Annotated in this window: 18 protein-coding genes; 3 read left to right on the top strand and 15 right to left on the bottom strand. The window is 68.4% G+C overall.

Going from position 1 to position 18,567, the window contains the following annotated elements:
* Position 1: 1 nt before the first annotated feature.
* From rpe to ACLBYA_RS09345, 7 genes are read right to left on the bottom strand one after another with little or no spacing between them, the layout of a single operon-like run.
* Positions 2-709, bottom strand: coding sequence for a ribulose-phosphate 3-epimerase (gene rpe, locus ACLBYA_RS09375; RefSeq protein ID WP_447709118.1), 708 nt, complete (start codon positions 707-709; stop codon positions 2-4).
* A gap of 17 nt (positions 710-726) precedes the next feature.
* The gene (locus ACLBYA_RS09370) at positions 727-2,157 is read right to left on the bottom strand and encodes an RsmB/NOP family class I SAM-dependent RNA methyltransferase (protein WP_447709117.1); all 1,431 of its coding nucleotides are present in this window, start codon (positions 2,155-2,157) and stop codon (positions 727-729) included.
* Positions 2,154-3,080 (bottom strand): methionyl-tRNA formyltransferase, encoded by a 927-nt coding sequence (gene fmt, locus ACLBYA_RS09365; protein ID WP_447709116.1) that lies wholly within the window; start codon positions 3,078-3,080, stop codon positions 2,154-2,156. Before fmt ends, ACLBYA_RS09370 begins: the two co-directional genes overlap by 4 nt.
* 33 nt (positions 3,081-3,113) lie before the next feature.
* Positions 3,114-3,650 (bottom strand): LemA family protein, encoded by a 537-nt coding sequence (locus ACLBYA_RS09360; protein ID WP_447709115.1) that lies wholly within the window; start codon positions 3,648-3,650, stop codon positions 3,114-3,116.
* Entirely contained in the window at positions 3,644-5,455 is a 1,812-nt protein-coding gene (locus ACLBYA_RS09355) for a DUF2207 domain-containing protein (RefSeq protein ID WP_447709114.1), read from the bottom strand. The genes ACLBYA_RS09360 and ACLBYA_RS09355 overlap by 7 nt, the downstream gene beginning before the upstream one ends.
* 24 nt (positions 5,456-5,479) lie before the next feature.
* Positions 5,480-7,426, bottom strand: a complete 1,947-nt coding sequence (locus ACLBYA_RS09350) for a primosomal protein N' (RefSeq protein WP_447709411.1) — start codon at positions 7,424-7,426, stop codon at positions 5,480-5,482.
* 50 nt (positions 7,427-7,476) lie between these two features.
* Positions 7,477-8,175, bottom strand: a complete 699-nt coding sequence (locus ACLBYA_RS09345; protein ID WP_447709113.1) for a lysoplasmalogenase — start codon at positions 8,173-8,175, stop codon at positions 7,477-7,479.
* Here ACLBYA_RS09345 and ACLBYA_RS09340 point away from each other — a divergent pair.
* The 3 genes from ACLBYA_RS09340 to ACLBYA_RS09330 are packed head-to-tail and all read left to right on the top strand — an operon-like array spanning position 8,174 to position 11,585.
* On the top strand, positions 8,174-9,133 hold the full coding sequence (locus ACLBYA_RS09340; RefSeq protein ID WP_447709112.1) for an alpha/beta hydrolase: 960 nt from the start codon (positions 8,174-8,176) through the stop codon (positions 9,131-9,133). The two genes, ACLBYA_RS09345 and ACLBYA_RS09340, sit on opposite strands and share 2 nt — an antisense overlap.
* A 5-nt stretch (positions 9,134-9,138) precedes the next feature.
* Positions 9,139-10,098: an alpha/beta hydrolase gene (locus ACLBYA_RS09335; RefSeq protein ID WP_447709111.1), complete on the top strand. Its 960-nt coding sequence runs from the start codon at positions 9,139-9,141 to the stop codon at positions 10,096-10,098.
* A gap of 5 nt (positions 10,099-10,103) precedes the next feature.
* On the top strand, positions 10,104-11,585 hold the full coding sequence (locus ACLBYA_RS09330) for a flavin-containing monooxygenase (RefSeq protein ID WP_447709110.1): 1,482 nt from the start codon (positions 10,104-10,106) through the stop codon (positions 11,583-11,585).
* Here ACLBYA_RS09330 and ACLBYA_RS09325 read toward each other — a convergent pair.
* From ACLBYA_RS09325 to mihF, 8 genes are all read right to left on the bottom strand, one after another.
* Positions 11,571-12,404: a MetQ/NlpA family ABC transporter substrate-binding protein gene (locus ACLBYA_RS09325; RefSeq protein WP_447709109.1), complete on the bottom strand. Its 834-nt coding sequence runs from the start codon at positions 12,402-12,404 to the stop codon at positions 11,571-11,573. The two genes, ACLBYA_RS09330 and ACLBYA_RS09325, sit on opposite strands and share 15 nt — an antisense overlap.
* On the bottom strand, positions 12,401-13,108 hold the full coding sequence (locus ACLBYA_RS09320) for a methionine ABC transporter permease (protein ID WP_447709108.1): 708 nt from the start codon (positions 13,106-13,108) through the stop codon (positions 12,401-12,403). The genes ACLBYA_RS09325 and ACLBYA_RS09320 overlap by 4 nt, the downstream gene beginning before the upstream one ends.
* Positions 13,105-14,079: a methionine ABC transporter ATP-binding protein gene (locus tag ACLBYA_RS09315; RefSeq protein WP_447709107.1), complete on the bottom strand. Its 975-nt coding sequence runs from the start codon at positions 14,077-14,079 to the stop codon at positions 13,105-13,107. The genes ACLBYA_RS09320 and ACLBYA_RS09315 overlap by 4 nt, the downstream gene beginning before the upstream one ends.
* A gap of 133 nt (positions 14,080-14,212) precedes the next feature.
* Positions 14,213-15,421, bottom strand: coding sequence for a methionine adenosyltransferase (gene metK, locus ACLBYA_RS09310; RefSeq protein WP_447709106.1), 1,209 nt, complete (start codon positions 15,419-15,421; stop codon positions 14,213-14,215).
* Between the two features lie 106 nt (positions 15,422-15,527).
* Positions 15,528-16,787, bottom strand: coding sequence for a bifunctional phosphopantothenoylcysteine decarboxylase/phosphopantothenate--cysteine ligase CoaBC (gene coaBC / locus ACLBYA_RS09305; protein WP_447709105.1), 1,260 nt, complete (start codon positions 16,785-16,787; stop codon positions 15,528-15,530).
* Positions 16,788-16,794: 7 nt separating this feature from the next.
* Positions 16,795-17,082: a DNA-directed RNA polymerase subunit omega gene (gene rpoZ / locus ACLBYA_RS09300; protein WP_447709104.1), complete on the bottom strand. Its 288-nt coding sequence runs from the start codon at positions 17,080-17,082 to the stop codon at positions 16,795-16,797.
* Positions 17,083-17,176: 94 nt separating this feature from the next.
* Complete coding sequence (gene gmk, locus ACLBYA_RS09295) at positions 17,177-17,755, bottom strand: guanylate kinase (RefSeq protein ID WP_447709103.1); 579 nt, start codon at positions 17,753-17,755, stop codon at positions 17,177-17,179.
* Between the two features lie 10 nt (positions 17,756-17,765).
* The gene (gene mihF / locus ACLBYA_RS09290) at positions 17,766-18,083 is read right to left on the bottom strand and encodes an integration host factor, actinobacterial type (RefSeq protein ID WP_011894593.1); all 318 of its coding nucleotides are present in this window, start codon (positions 18,081-18,083) and stop codon (positions 17,766-17,768) included.
* Positions 18,084-18,567: the final 484 nt, after the last annotated feature.

Raw genomic sequence — 18,567 nt, 5'->3', positions numbered from 1 at the left:
GTCACAGGGTCAGGTGCGGCGAGGCGGCACCGGCCTGTTGGCGCAGCCGCTGCACCGCCTCGGCCGGATCGGCGGCGCTGTACACGGCCGACCCGGCGACAAAGCAGTCCACCCCGGCCTCGGCGGCCGCCTCGATGGTGTCGGCATTGATACCGCCGTCGATCTCGACGACGATCGTCAGCTCGCCGGCGTCGACCAGGCGTCGCGCCGTCTCGACCTTGGCGAGCACCTCCGGGATGAATTTCTGCCCACCGAATCCGGGCTCCACCGACATCACCAGCAGGGTGTCGAACTCACGCAGGATCTCCAGGTAGGGCTCCAGCGGCGTACCGGGTTTCACCGACAGCCCCGCCTTGGCCCCGGCGGCCCGGATATCGCGGGCCACCCCGATCGGATTGTCGGTCGCCTCGGCGTGGAAGGTGACGTTGTAGGCACCCGCCTCGGCATACGGCGGCGCCCACCGTTCGGGCTGCTCGATCATCAGGTGGCAGTCCATCGGGATGTCGGTGGCCTTCAGCAGGCTCTCCACCACCGGCAGTCCCAGCGTCAGGTTCGGGACGAAATGGTTGTCCATGACGTCCACGTGCAGCCAGTCCGCCCCGGCCACCGCGGCGACCTCATCGGAGAGCCGGGCGAAGTCCGCGGACAGGATGGACGGTGCGATCATCGGCGTCCGGGCGAGCGGAGCGACGGGAGAGTGACCAGCCATGGCGGTCAGCGTATCGGTCAGGCCGCTCCGACCCGTAATGCGGCGGCGAACATCGCGTCGGTGCCGTGCCGGTGCGGCCACAGCTGCACATACGGTCCGTCCCCGAGTTGGTCGACGCCGGGGAAGAACTCGCGGGTGTCCAGGGCGGTCACCGGATGCCTGCGCAGCGCATCGGCGATGACGCCGACGGTCTCGGCCAGATGCGGCGAGCACGTCGCGTACAGCACCACACCACCCGGGCGGGTCAATCCGATCGCCGAACCCAGCAGCTCGCGCTGCAGCCGGCCGAGTGCCGGGACATCGCCGGGCTGGCGCCGCCACCGTGCCTCCGGCCGGCGGCGCAGCGCCCCCAGACCGGTACAGGGCGCATCCACCAGCACCCGGTCGAAGCTGCCCGGCTCCAGACCGGTCTCGCGACCGTCGACCCGCAACACCTCCACGGGTAGACCGGCGGTGTTCGTCTCCACAAAATCGGCCCGGTGCGGGGCCGGCTCGACCGCGGTGACCCGGCCGCTCGAAGGCACCAGCGCGGCGATGAGTGCCGTCTTGCCGCCCGGACCGGAGCACAGGTCCAACCACCGGCCGTCGTCGGGCCCCTCGACGGTGGCCAGCGTCAGGGCGCGGGCCACCAACTGTGAACCCTCGTCCTGGACCAGCGCGGCACCGTCGCGCACGGCGGCGATGTCACCGGGATCACCGCCGGGCAGATACACCGCATACGGCGAGTAGCGTCCCACCGTGCCGTCGGCCTGTTCGGCCAGTTCGGCGGCGGTCAGCACCCCGGGCCGGGCCACCAGATGGACCACCGGACGTTCGTCGTCGCTCTGCAGCAGGGCGCCCAGCTCACCGGCAGCCGCTCCGAGCGCGTCCACGAACGCCTGCGCCACCCAGCGCGGATGCGCGTGCACGAAGGCGGCATGTCCCACCGGGTCGCTGCCGGCCGGCGGTGCCAGCTCGGCCACCCAGGCCGCCTCGTCCTGACCGGCGATCTTGCGCAGCACGCCGTTCACGAAACCGGCTCGGACCGAATCGAACTCGATACCCGCCTGCTCGACGGTGGTGTCCACGGCGGCGTGGGCGTCCACCCGGGTGCGCAGCAGCTGATAGGCGCCCAGGCGCAGCAGATCCAGCAGCACCGGGTCGATCCGGTCGATCGGCCGACCGGACGCGGAACTGATGACCGCGTCGAGCAGACCCCTCACCCGACAGGTCCCGTAGGCCAATTCGGTCGCGAAAGCCGCGTCTCGGCCGCTGATCCCGCGCTCCCGCAGCAACGCAGGCAAGGTCAGGTTGGCGTACGCGTCGCGTTCGGTCACCGCGCGCAGGGTGTCGAACGCTGCGCGGCGCGCGGGATCCAGCGGTGTGCGCTGGGGTCCCTTGCGCTGCGGACCGCGGTTGCCCTGGCGCTGCGGCGGACGGGATCCCCGACCCTGGCCCGGGCGGTTCACAGCGCCCGCACCGATGCGTCCGGCCGTGCCCCGCGCGCCCAGTCGGCGGCGTTCATCGGCTTCTTACCCGGTGGCTGAATCCAGCTGAGCAGCACCGCATCCGATCCGGTTCCGATCCACACATCACGCTTACCCACTTCGATCTCGCCGACGGAAAGTTGCTTCGATTCGTCGGGCCGCACCGGCCCGACCTTGACACGCTGCTCCCCGACCATCGTCCAGGCTCCCGGATTCGGGGTGACCGCCCGGATCCGGCGGTCGACGGCATGCGCGGGCAGGTCCCAGCGCACCCGCGCCTCTTCGACGGTGATCTTGGGTGCCACGGTGATGCCGTCGGTCGGCTGACGCACCGGGTTCAGCGACCCGTCGGCGATCCCGTCCATCGTGGCCTCCAGCAGCCCCGCCCCCGAATCCGCCAGCCGCGCAAGCAGATCACCCGCGGTGTCGGTCGGTCGCACGGTCTCGGTGACAACCCCGAAGATGGGTCCGGAATCCAGCTCACGTTCGATCAGGAAGGTGGTGGCCCCGGTGACCGCGTCACCCGCGGCGATGGCCGCCTGCACCGGTGCCGCACCCCGCCAGGCCGGCAGCAGCGAGAAGTGCAGGTTCACCCAGCCATGGGCGGGCACCGCCAGCAGCTCGTCACGCAGCAGCGCCCCGTAGGCCACGACGGCGCAGGCATCGGGAGCCAGCGCGGCGAGTTCGGCGACGAACTCGGCGCTGTTGGGCCGGTCGGGCTTCAGCACCGGGATGCCATGGTCGGCGGCCAGCTGGGCCACCGGTGACGGGGCCGGCTTGCCGCGCCGTCCGGCCGCCGCATCGGGGCGGGTCAGGACCGCGATGACGTCATGTTTGTCAGACTCCACCAGTCTGCGCAGCGCGGGCAACGCGGGTTCCGGGGTACCGGCAAAGATGAGTCGCACCGCGCCAGTCTAGAGAGCCCGCAACCCGCCTCCTCAGCGCGGCATCCGATAGAACTCACGCTCGGTGACGCCGGCGATCGGGGCGACGAACATCCACGGCATGGTGGTGATCAAGCGGTTCACCCCGGCCACCGCGTCGTTGTAGTACTGGCGCGCAAAGGCCAGCTTGTTCTCGGTGTCGGCGAGATTGCGCTGCAGGTCCAGGAAATTGTTCGACGAGGCCAGCTGCGGGTAGCTCTGTCCCACCGCCAGCACCTGGCCCACCGCGGTGTCCAGTTCGATCTCGGCCGCGCTGCGTCGGGCCACCGAGTCGCCACCGGTTGCCGCGTCGAGCGCGGCACGGGCCTGGCTGACGTGGTTGAGCACCACCTGTTCGTGGGCGGCATAGGTGGACACGGTGTGCACCAGGCCGGGGATCAACGCGGCGCGCCGGGTCAGTTCGACGTCGATTCCCGACAACGCCTCCGATACCCGCAGGTCGGCCGACTTGAGTTTGTTGTAGCCGGCCACGATGACGACCAACACCGCCACCGCGATCAGCAGCACCAGCAACAGCAGCGCTCTCACCATGATCCACCTCCCCCGCCACCACCGCCCCCGCCGCCACCACCGCTGCTGCTACTACTTCCCCCGCTACTGCCCGAGGAGGTCTGCGATGCGGTGTAGGCGCCGATCGAGGACGACAGGGCCGATTCGAAACTGTCGAAACCCGGTCCGCCCGAGCTGAAATTCGCACCCGTGCTCGCCGATGACGAGTTGTACCAATCCGGTTGGGGTGCAACGACTCCGGTGCTGGCCTGATACTTCTGCGCCCACAGCGCGGCGGTGCCGGCCGCCACCGCGAACGGAATGTAGGCGGCGTAGAGGTCCTTGCGTGCGGCGAAGTCGAACCGACTCTCGGCCGAGTCGGTCGACAACAACCGATGAAACCCGCCGGCCTGCGCCCATAATTCACGGCCGGCCGGTGTGCGCCGGGTGCCGATACCGTCGTTCCAGGAGGCCGCGGAGAACAGGAAGAACATCGCGAACGGCAACGCCCACAGGGTGATCGGGAAACCCCACCGGAAGAACCCGCAGATCATCAGGACGCCGGCCACCGCGTTGAGGGTGCGCAGCCAGAGTTCCTTGCGGCGGTTGACCAGCAACCCGCCGTCGATGGCCCACTTCTTGACCGAGTCGGCCATATCGGTCTTGGCCTTGGAGAGCTTCTCCCCCGACGTCGCCGACTTCCTGGCGCTGAACTGCGCGCCCGGTCCGATCACCTTGAGCGCCGAACCCACCGCGACGCTCACCGGGTCGACATCGGCCCAGGCGCCGGGCGCGGCGCTGCCGGTGACGTCCCACTGCTCGTCGCTGACCTGGCGCAGTTCCACCAGTCGTCGTTCGGCCAGATAGAACAGGGTGGCGGGAAGACCGTCCTTGGGCACCGATTCGGTACGGATGTACTCCAGCTGCACCGGGCCCAGACCGGGCGGCGGCGCGTACTGGAGCGGGAAACCCGGCGCCGATTCGGCGGTGGTTCGGTACCAGAGCAGGGCGGCCGCGCCGGCCAGGACCGACAGCCCTAGCAGCGCCAGCGCCGGGGTCAGCGACTGCCCGAGCACCCGGTCCCAATGGTGACTCCACGGCAGTTCGGCACGCGGCGGAGTTGCCATGTCGAGTCCGGCCCGCAGGGTCAGCGGGGTGCGCGGCGGCAGGTCCTGCGCCGACAGGGTGACCGTCCGCCCGTCGACCGCCAATGTCGCGCACGCGCCACCGCGGCCGTACCCGACCGAACACTGGGCCCCGGTGATCCGTGCGGGCAGCGACACCGTGATATCGGCATTGTCGATACGGTTGCTCCAACCGGGGGCGACGACATTCCAGAAGAACACCGTCTCGGCATCACCTCGACCGGTGGCGGAGCCGAAATCCTTGCCCGCGCCGGTGCTTCCGGGGTCGAGCACGCCTGGTATCGAGTACCGGATCTCGAAGACATGCGGGCCCGGGTCCAGCGTCCAGTCCGGATCGCCGATCTTGGCCACCCGGAACCGTTCCCGGCCCTCCCACAGCATCTGGTAGCTCTCCGGATCACCGTCGAGCAGCACCGATTCGACCTCCGGCACCTGCCGCACCCGGGGGCTGTTCTGATTGGTGATGTCCCAGTACCGGAAGATCCCGTGCCGTCCGCTGGGAAAGTCACCGGTGATGGTCTCGACCGCCTGCAGTGTGCCGTCGGCGGCGACGGTGTAGTGCGCGCGGTACTCGCTGATGACCACCGGGTCCGCGGTGTCGTCGCCGCCGCCGTTGCCGAACGCCGAGCTGAACACCACCGGCCAGAGCAGGCCAAAACAGATGAGCACCAACGGGATCAGCATCTTGAACAGCCGCCCCATCGCCACCTCCGCCCGTTGTGCTGCCTACCCTATGTGCAACGGGTCCATTTGCACACGTACCGGCTGTTGGTCGTGGCGTGAGCTCTGTGAATTCACGGCCCGACGCAGCACTGCCGCGAGTTCCAGCCCGCCCGAGCGCGGCACCCGTACCAACATCCGGTTGACGGGGCTGTCCACCGCGATACCCGGCGGCCGCCGAGCTCCGGGCGGTAGATCGACCGGACCCAGCGGCTCGGCCTGTGCCGGCAACTCGGCCGCGTCGAGCAGGGCCGATACCGCCGCGGGCACCCCGTCCAGCACGGCCAGATGAACCGCGGGCGGCAACGCGACCTCATCGCGCGCCTCAAGCTCGGATTCGGCATGGCCCACCGGATCCCACCGGATCAGCGACTGCACGGTCGGGATGGCCGATTCGGCGATGACGGCCACGGTGCCGCCGTCGGCCCGGCTGCGCACCAGTGCCGACGCCGCCATCCACCGCCGCAGGGTGTCCTCCACCGCCCGCAGATCCTGCCGACCGAGCAGCGCCCAGCCGTCGAGCAGCAGGGCCGCGCCGTAACCGCCGTCGGCGACCGGCTCGGCCCCGGGGGTGGCCACCACCACCGCGGGTTTGCCCGGCACCGTGGACAACACCGACTCACCACCGGAGGTGATGACCGTCGCCCCGGGCAGCGCGCGCCCCAGTTCCTCGGCGGTGCGCCGGGCGCCGACCACCACCGCGCGTACCGCATCGGACCCGCAACTGGCGCACCGCAGCATCAGGTCGGTGCGGGCACACCAACGGCACACCGCACCGTGCGCGTCGCGGTCGGTCAGTTGCAGCGGACCGGTGCAGTGCCGGCACCGCGCCACGGTCCGGCACTTGGCGCAGGCCAGCGCGGGGATATAACCGCGCCGCGGCACCTGCACCAGCACCGGGTGCCCGGACTCCAGCGCGACCCGCGCCGTCCGCAGCGCCATCGACGGCAGCCGCGCGGTGTGCGCGGCCGGGTCACGCTCGTGTTCGAAGGCGTTGTCGTCGAGTGCCACCACCCGTGGTGCGTGATGGCGCACCACGGCGCGGGTGGCCACCAGGTCCAGTGCCCACCGGCTACGCACCAGGGCGTGCGCCTCCGCAGTCCGGGCGAACCCGCCGATGATTGCGGCACAACGTAACTGATGCGCGCGCAACATCGCGACCTCACGGGCGTGCGGGTAGGGGGCCCGCGGTTCGGACAACGAATCGTCCCCGTCGTCCCAGATGGCGACCAAGCCGAGATCGCAGACCGGCGCGAACACCGCACTGCGGGTGCCGATGACCAGCCGGGCCTGGCCCCGCAGCACCGACAGCCAGCGCCGGTACCGTTGCGCCGGCCCCAGCCCGGCCGACAGTGCCGCCACCCGTGATTCGTCCACGCAACCGATCGCGGCGGCGTGGACGGCGTCCACATCGCGCTGGTCGGGTACCACGATGAGCGCGCCGCGACCGGCGTTGACCGCCACCGCGGCGGCCTGCGCCAGTCGCAGGGGCCACTGTTCACCGGGTAGGGACTGCCATACCGCCCGCGCCGCCCGGCCCTCGCGCACCGCGGTCAGGAACTGGGCGCCGCGGGCGTAGCGCGCCCATCCGGTCTCGTCGACGGGCCGGTGCGCCAGCGGAGGCAGGTCCGGTGGCGCCTGCTTCTCGACATTGGCGTGCCGGGGCGGCACCGCCAGCCGCAGCACATCCGGGCGGGTACCGACATAACGGGCCGCCACCGCGTCGGTCAGCCTGCGGACGTCCGGTGTCAGCACGGGCTCGGCCGACACCACCCGATCCAGCCAGCCCAACTTGCCCACGTGGTCGGTATCCGACCGTCGCTCCAGGATGAACGCGTCGACCAGGCGGCCGTGGAACCGCACCCGCACCCTGACCCCGGGCTGAGCGTCATCGGACTGGTCGGCGGCGACCAGATAGTCGAAATCGCGGTCCAGGTGCGGTACCGACAGCATCGGGAGCACGCGCGCGATCGGCTCGTGCTCGGCGGGATGGCGGGTGGGTGTCACCGGGCCCTTCCGAAGAAGAACCCCGCGGTGATCAGGAACAGCGAGGCGGCATAGGCCCACCAGATGGGGACCGCCAGCGCCTCGGACCCGAGCACGAACTTGCTGATCCCGATCATGGAATCCGATACCGCGAAACACACCGCGCCCAGGGCCGTCCACGGTGTCGGGAGCGCGGCCAGCAATGCCGCACACACCATCGCTCCGAGCACCGCGATGTACACCGTGACCGGCAGCGCCATGCCCTGCTCGAGCAGGGCGGGCCAGAACCACACCAGCAGCGCCACACAGGCCACCACGACCACCGCAGCGGCGACCAGCCGCGAGGTCTGCCTGCGCACCAGCGGGACGAGTGCGGCCAGGAAGCACAGATGGGCGATCAGGAAGGAGGCCAGTCCCAGTACGAAGGACGGTTCCCACCACGGCATCGCCAGCAGATAGTCACCGGCGGACGACCCGATGAGCGCCGCCACCAGCCAGCGCCGTTCCCGGGCGATCGGGTGGCGTAACGCCGCGGCCGCCAACAGGGCCGCCGCGGCGGCCTTGACCGCCGGTTGCAGGGCGAACTGGCCGGTGAGTTCGGCACCGGAGGGCACCCGCAGCGCCACGGTGATCAGAAAGATGCCGTAACCCGCGCCGATCAGTACCGCCAGTGCCCACAGTCGCCGGGTCCAGGGCGCTGCGTACGGTGAAGCCATGCCTGAATCCGGTACCGACAGACCCGCCTTGGACGCCATCCTGGAAAAGGTACTGGAAGCGGTCCCGTTCCAATTGACCATGGACGGTGGCCCCGAGGCGGCGCGCGAGCGCTTCCGCGCCCTGCCCCGCCGCGAGGTGCACCCCGAACTGCACACCGAGGACCGCGAGATCGCCGGTGTGCCGGTGCGCATCTACCGGCCCGACGGCGACGGCCCGAAGCCGGAATCAATCCCCGGGTCGCTACGCTCCCGGCCGCCGGTCGTGCTGTTCTTCCACGGTGGCGGCTGGGTGGTCGGCGATCTGGACAGCTATGACGGCACCGCCCGCGAGCACGCGGTCGGTACGGGTGCGGTGGTCGTTTCCGTCGACTACCGGCTGGCTCCCGAGCATCCCTATCCGGCGGCGGTCGACGATGTCTGGGCGGTGACCCGCTGGGTGGCCGAACACGCCGACGAGTTGGGTGTCGACGGCACCCGCATCGCGGTGGCCGGCGACTCGGCGGGCGGGAACCTGGCCGCGGTGGTGGCGTTGCTGGCCCGCGACGCCGGGCTGGGCCTGCGGATGCAACTGCTCTGGTACCCGGCCACCACCTGGGACACCTCGTTGCCGTCGTTCACCGAGAACGCCGACGCCCCCATCCTGGGCCGCCGAGCGGTCGGCGGCTTCTCGCTGCTGTACGCCGGTGACGCCGATCTGAAGAACCCGCCGGCCACCCTGGTCCCGGCTCGCGGGAAACTCGCCGGTGTCGCCCCGGCGTACATCGCCGTCGCCGGGCACGATCCGCTGCGCGATGACGGCGCGCGTTACGCCGAGCTGTTGACCGCGGCCGGGGTGTCCGCGCAGGTACACAACGCCGAGACGCTGGTACACGGCTATCTCGGGTATCACGGTGTCGTGCCGGCGGCCACCGAGGCGACCGAACGTGGCCTCGCAGCATTGCGTGCCGCGTTAGCCTGACGATCATGACCTCAACGACCCGTCCGGACGTCGATCCCGACCTGAAGGCACTCCTGGATGCGGTACCGCTGGAGTTCACCATCGACGACGGTGTCGAGGTGGCCCGCGAGAAGTTCCGCGCGATGAAACCGCCGCCGGACATGTTGCCGCAGCTGCGCATCGAGGAGCACACCGTCTCCTACGGCGAGCTGACCGATATTCCGGTGCGGATCTACTGGCCGCCGGTGGCCCAGCACGACAACCTGCCGGTCGTCGTCTACTACCACGGTGGCGGCTGGGCGATCGGCGACCTGGACACCCACGACCACGTGGCGCGGGCGCATTCGATCGGCGCCGAAGCGATCGTCGTGTCGGTGGACTACCGGCTGGCCCCGGAACACCCGTATCCGGCAGGTGTGGAAGACGCCTGGGCCGCACTGCGTTGGGTGGGCGACAATGCCGTCGAGTTGGGTGGTGACCCGAAACGTATTGCGGTGGCCGGTGACTCGGCCGGGGGCAATCTGTCGGCGGTGATGGCGCTGCGGGCCCGTGATGCCGGCGGGCCGCCGCTGGTGTTCCAGCTGTTGTGGTATCCGGTGGCCGTCGGCGACCAGACGGCGCCATCGTTCATCGAGAATGCCGATGCCTACATCCTCACCGCCGATGTCACGCACGCCTTTCTCACCTGGTATCTGCCCGGGACCGATCTGGACAACCCGGCCGCGTTGCCGACCGACGTCGCACCCGCCAACGCCGACTCGCTGGCCGGGCTGCCGCCGGCGTATATCGGTACCGCCGAACATGATCCACTGCGTGATGACGGCGGCAAGTACGCCGAACTGCTGACCGCGGCCGGTGTTGCGGTGCAGCACAGCAACGAGCCGACCATGGTGCACGGGTACGTGAGCCTGGCGTTGGCCTCCCCCGCCGCGACCGAGGCGACCGACCGCGGGATCGCCGCGCTGCGGGCCGCCCTGCATCCCTGAGCGCCATGACACCGCAATTCCAGACGCTGATCATCGGGGCAGGCTTCTCCGGGATCGGCGCGGCCATCAAACTCGATCAGACCGGCCTGGGTGACTACCTGATCGTGGAGGCCGGCTCCGAAGCCGGTGGCACCTGGTTCTGGAATACCTATCCCGGTGTCGCCGTGGACATTCCGTCGTTCTCCTACCAGTTCTCCTTCGAGCAGAGTCCGGACTGGTCACGGACGTACGCTCCGGGCCGGGAGCTCAAGGCCTACGCCGACCACTGCGTGGACAAATACGGCCTGGCTCCGCGGATCAGGTTCGACACCCTGGTCACCGGTGCCGAGTTCGACGCCGACGAGGACCTGTGGCGGGTGCAGACCAGCGGCGGCGAGATCACCGCGCGGCACCTGATCAATGCCGCCGGTGTGCTCAATGTCCCCAAGCCGCCCGATATCGACGGGGTGGACAGCTTCGCCCGGACAACACTGCACACCGCGCGCTGGGACCATGGCGTCGACCTGACCGGCAAGCAGGTCGCGGTGATCGGCACCGGTGCCTCGGCGGTGCAACTGATCCCGGAAATCGCGCCGATCGTCGCGCAGCTCAACGTGTTCCAGCGCACCCCGATCTGGTGCTTCCCGAAATTCGATCTGCCGCTGCCGGCACCGGCACGCTGGGCTATGCGGTTGCCGTTTGGCAGCACCGTCGGCCGGGCTCTGAGCCAGAGCTACGTCGAAGTCACCTTCCCGTTGACAGCGCAGTACCACAACGTGTTTCCGTTCAGCGGGGCCGCCCACCGGCTCGGGCTGAACTATCTGCGCCACGAGGTTAAGGATCCGGCGTTACGTGACAAGCTGACCCCGGGATACGCCGTCGGATGTAAGCGGCCGGCCTTCCACAACAGCTACCTGAGCACGTTCAACCGGGACAACGTGGCACTGGTCACCGAGCCGATCGATCGCATCGTGCCGACCGGTGTGGTCACGACCGACGGGGTCACCCACGAGGTCGATGTGCTGGTGCTGGCGACCGGTTTCAAGGTGATGGACGTGGACTCGGGGACTTTCCCGCTGGTCGGTCTCGACGGGCTGACGCTCGCCGAATTCTGGTCGCAACACCGGATGCAGGCCTACGAAGGGGTCAGCGTCCCCGGTTTCCCCAACTTCTACAACGTGTGCGGGCCCTACGGGTACGTCGGCTCCTCGTATTTTGCGTTGATCGAGGCGCAGACCCGCCATATCGTGCGGTGTCTGGAGCAGGCGCGCGACGACGGTGCCACCCGGGTGCAGGTGCGTGCCGAGGCAAACGATCGGTACTTCGCCGAGATGATGCGCAAGCGGCACCGGCAGATCTTCTGGCAGGACAGCTGCAGCACCGCCAACAGTTACTACTTCGACCGCAACGGCGATGTGCCGCTGCGGCCGGCCAGTACACCCGAGGCGTACTGGCGCAGCCGAAGCTTCCCGATGACCGATTACGAGTTCACCTCAGAAGGCCGGTGAGACGTCCCCGCCGGGCCAGCGTTCCTCGATGAAGGCGCGGGTCGCGTCACTGTGCAACAGCTCGTCGAGCTTGACCACATCGGGGTCCTCCGCGTTGTCCTCGCGGCTGGCAAGGAAGTTCGCGTAGGGATTGTCCTCTAGTGATTCGACGATCAAGGCATCCTTGAGCGTATAGCCGGCGTCCAGGAAGTAGTTGCCGTTCAGGATCGCCAGGTCGACGTCCGGGATCGCCTTGGCCTGCAGATCCGGTGCCGCCTCGATGAACTGGAGGTTTTTCGGGTTGCCGACGGTGTAGACGTTGACGTCACCGTCCGCGGGCAGGGTCACCAGGTTCTTGCTGGCCAGCAACGCCAGCGCACGGGCCTGGTTGGAACCATCGTCGGTGATGCTGATCCGGGCACCGTCCGGCAGTTGCTCGGCGCTCGTGAACTTCTGTGAGAACGCGGCGTAGGGCTCGATGTGCACGCCCGGGAATTCGTGCAACTGATAACCGAAGTCGGCGACCTGCTCCTCGAAATAGGGCTTGTGCTGGAAGTAGTTTGCGTCGATATCACCTTCGGACAACCACCGGTTGCCCAGCGAGTAGTCGTCGAACACCCGGATGTCGAAGTCCAGCCCGGCATCCTTGGCCGGTCCGTTCTTGATGAACTCAAGGATCTCGGCGTGCGGCACCTGGGTGGCGGCCACGGTGATGCGCTGCTTGTCCTGCCCGCGCAGCAGGAAGTAGCCGGCGACGGCGGCGACCAGGACGATCACCACGGCGATCGCCGCGTAGATCGGGGTCTTGGATTTCGGTGGGCCCTCAGGCACGCTGGTCATTCTTTGATCTCCCTTTCGGTCGTGGACGTGTTGCGGTGGTCGGTGCGGCGAGTGAGGTAGTCCCCCACCACCTGGAAGATCTGGGCCAGCACGATCAGCAGCAGCACGGTGGCCCAGAGCACCGGACCGTCGTAGGAGCGCGCACCGTATCGGATGGCCAGATCGCCGAGTCCACCACCGCCGATCACACCGGCCAGCGCCGAAAAACCGAGTAGCGCAACGATGGTGATGGTGAGCCCGGAAATGATGCCGCTGATGGCCTCGGGGAGCAGCGTCTTGGTGATGATCTGCCACCGGGTGGCGCCGACGACGCGGGCGGCGTCGATCTTGCCACCGTCGACCTCACGCAACGAGGACTCGACCAACCGGGCCAGGAACGGGACGGTGCCGATGGTGAGCGGCACCATGGCCGCGACCGTGCCCAGACTCGAACCAACCAGCAGACGACCTAATGGCCAGAGGGCGATGACGAGCACCAGGAACGGCAGCGACCGGGTGACGTTGACGATCGCGCCCAGGGTGCTGTTGAGCCAGCGCACCGGGGCCAGCCCGCCCGGCGCGGTGATGTAGAGCACGACACCCAGCGGGATGCCGAAGACGATGACGAAGAGGAACGGCACGAAGACCAGCTGAAGGGTCTGGATAAGAGCGGTCGGCACCGCGTCGGTGCTCAGCAGGATCGAATCGTGGAGCCATTCGGTCATGCCTCCACCACCGCCAGGCCGTGCCTGCGCAACCATTGCGTGTACTCCTCGGCCCGCTCGGGCGCCGAATGATCCAGCCCGGTCAGTCCCAGCTGGAACTGCGAAACCGACTGTCCGCCAAGCTGGAGCACCTCACCGTCGATGATGCGTACATCGGTGTTCAGCTCGCGGGACAGCTTGCTGATGAACGACGCCGTGGCATCCACACCGGCATGCACATTGACGATCAGCTCGCCGTCGACCGCCACACTCGGAGACTGCAGGTTCGGGAGCAGGCCGGCCTCGGGGACGCCTGCGACTTCCGCCAGCGTTCCCTGGGTGACGACGCGGCCGTCGCGCAGCACCGTCACCCGGTCGGCAATCTGTCGCACGATGGACAGGTCGTGCGTGATCAGCAGAACCGTCACGTCGAGTTCGGCGCGTAGCCCGGTCAGCAGCCCGAGGATCTCCTGGGTGGTCACCGGGTCCAGCGCGCTGGTCGGCTCATCGGCCAGGATCACACTGGGCTGGGCCGCCAGGGCACGGGCGATGCCGACGCGCTGCTTCTGTCCGCCGGAGAGCTGCGCGGGATAGTCCTCACCGCGGCCTGTCAGACCTACCAGCTCGAGCAGTTCCTGGGCCCGGTACCAACGCTTCTTGCGGTCCCAGCCCGCGATCTCCAGCGGATACTCGATGTTGGCGCGGGCGGTCCGGTTGTCGAGCAGATTCGCGGATTGGAAGACGTTGCCGAGGCGTCGACGGGCGGCCCGCAGCTCACGCTCCGGTAGGGCCGTCAGGTCCTGGCCGTCGAGCACCACCCGGCCCCTGGTGGGCCGTTCCAGCAGCGCGATCGTACGCACCAGCGTGCTCTTGCCCGAGCCGCTGGCACCGACGACACCGAGAATCTCGCCCTGCTCGACCGATATGGACACCCCGTCCAAGGCGTGGGTGCTCCCATAGATCTTGGTGAGGCCTTCGGTGTAGATGGACACGGTCGACCATTAACTCCGATTGCGCCGCACGGCACCAGTGTTGCATTCAGTGCGGTCGAAAGTCCGCCCTGCGCAACGCAAAACCCCCAACTCCACGAAGAGTTGGGGGCTTGTGTCGTCGCGCGCAGGATGGTTACACGGACGCCTTGAGGTCGTCGACCTTGTTCAGCTGCTCCCACGGCAGATCTATATCGGTGCGGCCGAAGTGCCCGTAGGCCGCGGTCGCCGCGTAGATCGGTTGCAGCAGGTTCAGGTCGCGCACGATCGCACCCGGGCGCAGATCGAACACCGCGGTGATGGCCTTCTCGATACGGGCCGGGTCGACGGTCTCGGATCCGAAAGTCTCGACGAACAGCCCGACCGGGGCCGCCTTGCCGATGGCGTAGGCGACCTGGACCTCGACCCGCTCGGCCAGGCCAGCGGCCACGACGTTCTTGGCGACCCAGCGCATCGCGTAGGCGGCGGAGCGGTCGACCTTTGACGGGTCCTTGCCGGAGAAGGCGCCGCCGCCGTGGCGGGCCCAGCCGCCGTAGGTGTCGACGATGATCTTGCGGCCGGTCAGGCCGGCGTCACCCATCGGACCGCCGACGACGAAGGTGCCGGTCGGGTTGACCAGCAGCCGGAAGTCGGAGGTGTCCATGCTCTCGTGGTTCAGGTCGGCCAGCACGGTGTTGACGACCTTCTCCCGGATGTCCGGGGCCAGCGTGCCGTCCAGGTCGATACCGGCGGCATGCTGGGTGGACAACACCACGGTGTCCAACCGGACCGGGGTGGTGCCGTCGTACTGCACGGTCACCTGGGTCTTGCCATCGGGACGCAGGTAGTCCAGCACACCGCTCTTGCGGACCTCGGTGAGCCGGCGGGCGAGCCGGTGCGCCAGCGCGATCGGCAGCGGCATCAGCTCGGGGGTGTCCTTGATGGCGTAACCGAACATCAGGCCCTGGTCGCCGGCACCCTGCAGGTCCAGCGGGTCGGCGCCACCCTCGACACGGGTTTCGTGTGCGGTGTCGACACCCTGGGCGATATCGGGCGACTGGCGGCCGATGCCGATGTTGACGCCGGCGGTCTCACCGTCGAAGCCCTTGTCCGAGGAGTCGTAGCCGATCTCCAGGATGCGCTTGCGGACCGTGTCGTTGATATCGGCGAAGGCCTCCTTGGCCGACGTCGTCACCTCGCCGATGACGTGCACCTGTCCGGTGGTCACCGCGGTCTCGACGGCGACACGCGACTTGGGATCGACGGCCAGCAGCGAGTCGAGGATTGAGTCGCTGATCGCATCACAGATCTTGTCTGGGTGACCTTCGGTCACCGACTCACTGGTAAACAGCCGACCTGCGCTCACGTGACATCCTCCAAATAGTTAGGTAGGCGAATCATAACTGTGCTCACTGGCAGCCAACCGTGTCAGCGCGGTTGGCGCAACAGCTACCCGCAGGGCCCTGCGGTGATCAATGGTGCAGGAACGCCCCGATCGCGTCCACGATACGGCTTGCCATCAACGTCTTCGAACCGTGCTCCAAAGCCGACTCGGTGCCATCGGCGGACAGCATCCACCCGTCGTTGTGGTCGACCTCGAACGCCTTACCGTCGCCGACGGCATTGACCACGAGCATGTCGCAGCCCTTGCGCTTGAGTTTCGACCGCGCGTGGAAGAGCACATCGCCGTTGGCATCGCCCGTTTCGGCCGCGAACCCGACGATCGCCTTCATGTTGGGCAACTGCCCATCGGCCCGGGCACGGACGGCCCCGGCCAGCACATCGTCATTGCGGACCAGATCGATGGACGGTGCGCCGTCGTCGTCGGCGCTCTTCTTGATCTTGGCGGTCGCAACCTGGGCGGGCCGGAAATCGGCCACCGCCGCGGCCATCACGAGGACATGAGCCTCGGGGGCCAGCTTGGACACCGCGTCGCCGAGCTGGGCGGCCGAACCGATGTGTACGACGTTGACCCCGGCGGGATCGATCAGTCCGGAGGTGTTGCCGGCAACCAGGGTGACATCGGCACCGCGCTGGGCCATCACCCGCGCCACCGCATAGCCCTGCTTGCCGGAGCTGCGGTTGCCGATGAAACGCACCGGATCCAGCGGCTCACGGGTGCCACCGGCGGTGACCAGGACCTTGACCCCGGCCATGTCATAGGGCAATGCGTCACCGCGCTCGAGCAGCAGCCCGGCCAGCGTGGTGATCTCCTCGGCCTCCGGCAGCCGGCCGGGACCGGTATCGGCCCCGGTGAGACGTCCGGACGCGGGCTCCAGCACCACGTTGCCGCGGCGCCGCAAGGTCGCGACATTGTCGACGGTGGCGGGATGGAACCACATCTCGGTGTGCATGGCCGGCGCGAACAGCACCGGACATCGGGCCGTGAGCAGAGTGCCGGTCAGCAGATCATCGGCACGGCCGGCGACGGCACGGGCCAGCAGATCGGCAGTGGCCGGTGCCACCACCACCAGGTCGGCCTGCTGGCCGATCCGCACGTGCGGCACCTCATCGACGTTCTCGAAGACGCCGGTGTGCACCGGCTGGCCCGACAGCGCCTCGAAGGTGGCGGCGCCGATGAACTTGAGCGCCGATTCGGTGGGCACGACCCGCACCGAATGACCGGCCTCGGTCAGCTGGCGGACGACGGTGCACGCCTTGTAGGCGGCGATGCCACCGGCGACACCGACGACGATGCGCTTGCGCTCGGTCTGGACCGCCGCCGTGGACAACTCGGGACTACTCGCCCTCGGAGTGCTCGAGCAGGTCGGAGTGGATCTCGCGCATGGCGATCGACAGCGGCTTCTCCTGCAGACCAGGCTCGACCAGCGGGCCGACGTACTCCAGGATGCCGTCGCCGAGCTGGTTGTAGTAGTCGTTGATCTGGCGCGCCCGCTTGGCGGCGTAGATCACCAGCGCGTACTTGCTCGATGCGCGATCCAGCAGCTCGTCGATGGGCGGGTTGGTGATACCCAGCGGGGTGTCGTAGGCGCTGGCGGCGTCGAGGTTCTCGACAGGCGTGCTCACGAAGATTCTCCTGGCTGTAATCAAGTTTGGGTGTTAGAGGCGATGCAGTTGATGACGCTGAGACCTAACGGTCAGTGCCGATGGCTCGCTACGCTCAGCGGGCCACCAGCAAGGATACCAATTCTGCGCACGCCGACTCCAATTGCCTGTTGACAACGACCACGTCGAAGGCTTCCTGGGCGGCCAGTTCCTGGCGTGCGGTCGCGAGCCTGCGGGCCTGGACCTCCGCGGTCTCGGTGCCGCGACCGATCAACCGCTCCTGCAGGGCCTCCCAACTGGGTGGCGCCAGGAACACCGAGGTCACCTCGGGCATCGCGGCCTTGACGGCGCGGGCACCGGCCAGATCCACCTCGATGAGCACAGGGACGCCGGCCCCGACCGCGGCCCGGATCGGTGCCGCGGGGGTGCCCGAGCGCTGCAGGCCGCCGTGGATCTCAGCCCATTCGAGCAGTTCACCGTCGTCGATCAGGCGCTGGAACTCATCCGCCGAGACAAAGGTGTAGTCCACACCGTCGACCTCACCGGGCCGCGGTGCTCGTGTCGTCACCGACACGCTGAAATGCAGGTCGGGAATCCGGTCGCGCAGACATCGCACGACCGTCGACTTCCCGACGGCGGAGGGGCCGGACAGCACCACGACAGCAGCCCTGTCCGGCCCACCACCGGTCTTCACTTATGCGCGCTCAGGAGAAGTCGAACTTCTCCAGCAGGGCCTTGCGCTGACGGTCGCCGAGGCCGCGCAGGCGGCGGGTCGGTGCGATCTCCAGCTCGGTCATGATCTCCTGCGCCTTGACCTTGCCGACCTTGGGCAGGGCTTCCAGCAGTGCGGAAACCTTCATCTTGCCCAAGACCTCGTCGGTCTCGGCGTCGGTGAGCACCTGCTTGAGGTTGGTGCCGCCGCGCTTGAGTCGATCCTTGAGCTCGGCTCGTGCTCGACGTGCGGCAGCAGCCTTCTCCAACGCTGCCGCGCGCTGTTCGTCGGTCAACTGGGGAAGGGCCACGGGGTTCCTCCGTCTCTCGCCATCTGTTGTTTCATCACGGCTGGATCACGTAACCAGCCAGCGACGACGACCGTACCCACGCAACCTGACGAAAGCTAACCCCACCCCCGGGTAAGGCGGCCAAAAGACCAGCGTGTACAGCATGCGCGCACGACGCCGGATTATCGGGCCGATGCCGACTGTCCGCGACCCGAGAGCGCGATATCCCTGCATATCAACGGTTTTCGGGCCTCTCGCAGGTCGGTGCCGCTTTCCGCGGACGTGTGTCGACTTTGCGGAAACGCGGATTCTGGCGGTCAGATGAGAAATTTTCGCTGGTCATGGCGTGTCGGGCGTGTCGCCGGCCCCGGACCTACTGGTCGGTAGCTTCGCTAATCACCTGGTTGCGTCCGCGAGTATGATCGCCGGCCGCCACCTCGGACGATGCGGATCAGCGGCGCCGGTTGCACGCCTGACGGCCCCCACGAGTCGAATATCGCGACCC

The sequence above is a fragment of the Mycobacterium sp. C31M genome (assembly GCF_053345865.1).
Note: the sequence above shows the minus strand (reverse complement) of the source record. Positions and strands in the feature narration are given on the sequence as shown.

Coding starts and splice junctions, on each gene's coding strand:
- ACLBYA_RS09360 (WP_447709115.1), bottom strand. CDS start 3,650: ATGGTGAGAGCGCTGCTGTTGCTGGTGCTGCTGATCGCGGTGGCGGTG.
- ACLBYA_RS09330 (WP_447709110.1), top strand. CDS start 10,104: ATGACACCGCAATTCCAGACGCTGATCATCGGGGCAGGCTTCTCCGGG.
- ACLBYA_RS09335 (WP_447709111.1), top strand. CDS start 9,139: ATGACCTCAACGACCCGTCCGGACGTCGATCCCGACCTGAAGGCACTC.
- ACLBYA_RS09320 (WP_447709108.1), bottom strand. CDS start 13,108: ATGACCGAATGGCTCCACGATTCGATCCTGCTGAGCACCGACGCGGTG.
- ACLBYA_RS09325 (WP_447709109.1), bottom strand. CDS start 12,404: ATGACCAGCGTGCCTGAGGGCCCACCGAAATCCAAGACCCCGATCTAC.
- rpe (WP_447709118.1), bottom strand. CDS start 709: ATGGCTGGTCACTCTCCCGTCGCTCCGCTCGCCCGGACGCCGATGATC.
- ACLBYA_RS09355 (WP_447709114.1), bottom strand. CDS start 5,455: ATGGGGCGGCTGTTCAAGATGCTGATCCCGTTGGTGCTCATCTGTTTT.
- ACLBYA_RS09345 (WP_447709113.1), bottom strand. CDS start 8,175: ATGGCTTCACCGTACGCAGCGCCCTGGACCCGGCGACTGTGGGCACTG.
- ACLBYA_RS09340 (WP_447709112.1), top strand. CDS start 8,174: ATGCCTGAATCCGGTACCGACAGACCCGCCTTGGACGCCATCCTGGAA.
- ACLBYA_RS09350 (WP_447709411.1), bottom strand. CDS start 7,426: ATGCTGTCGGTACCGCACCTGGACCGCGATTTCGACTATCTGGTCGCC.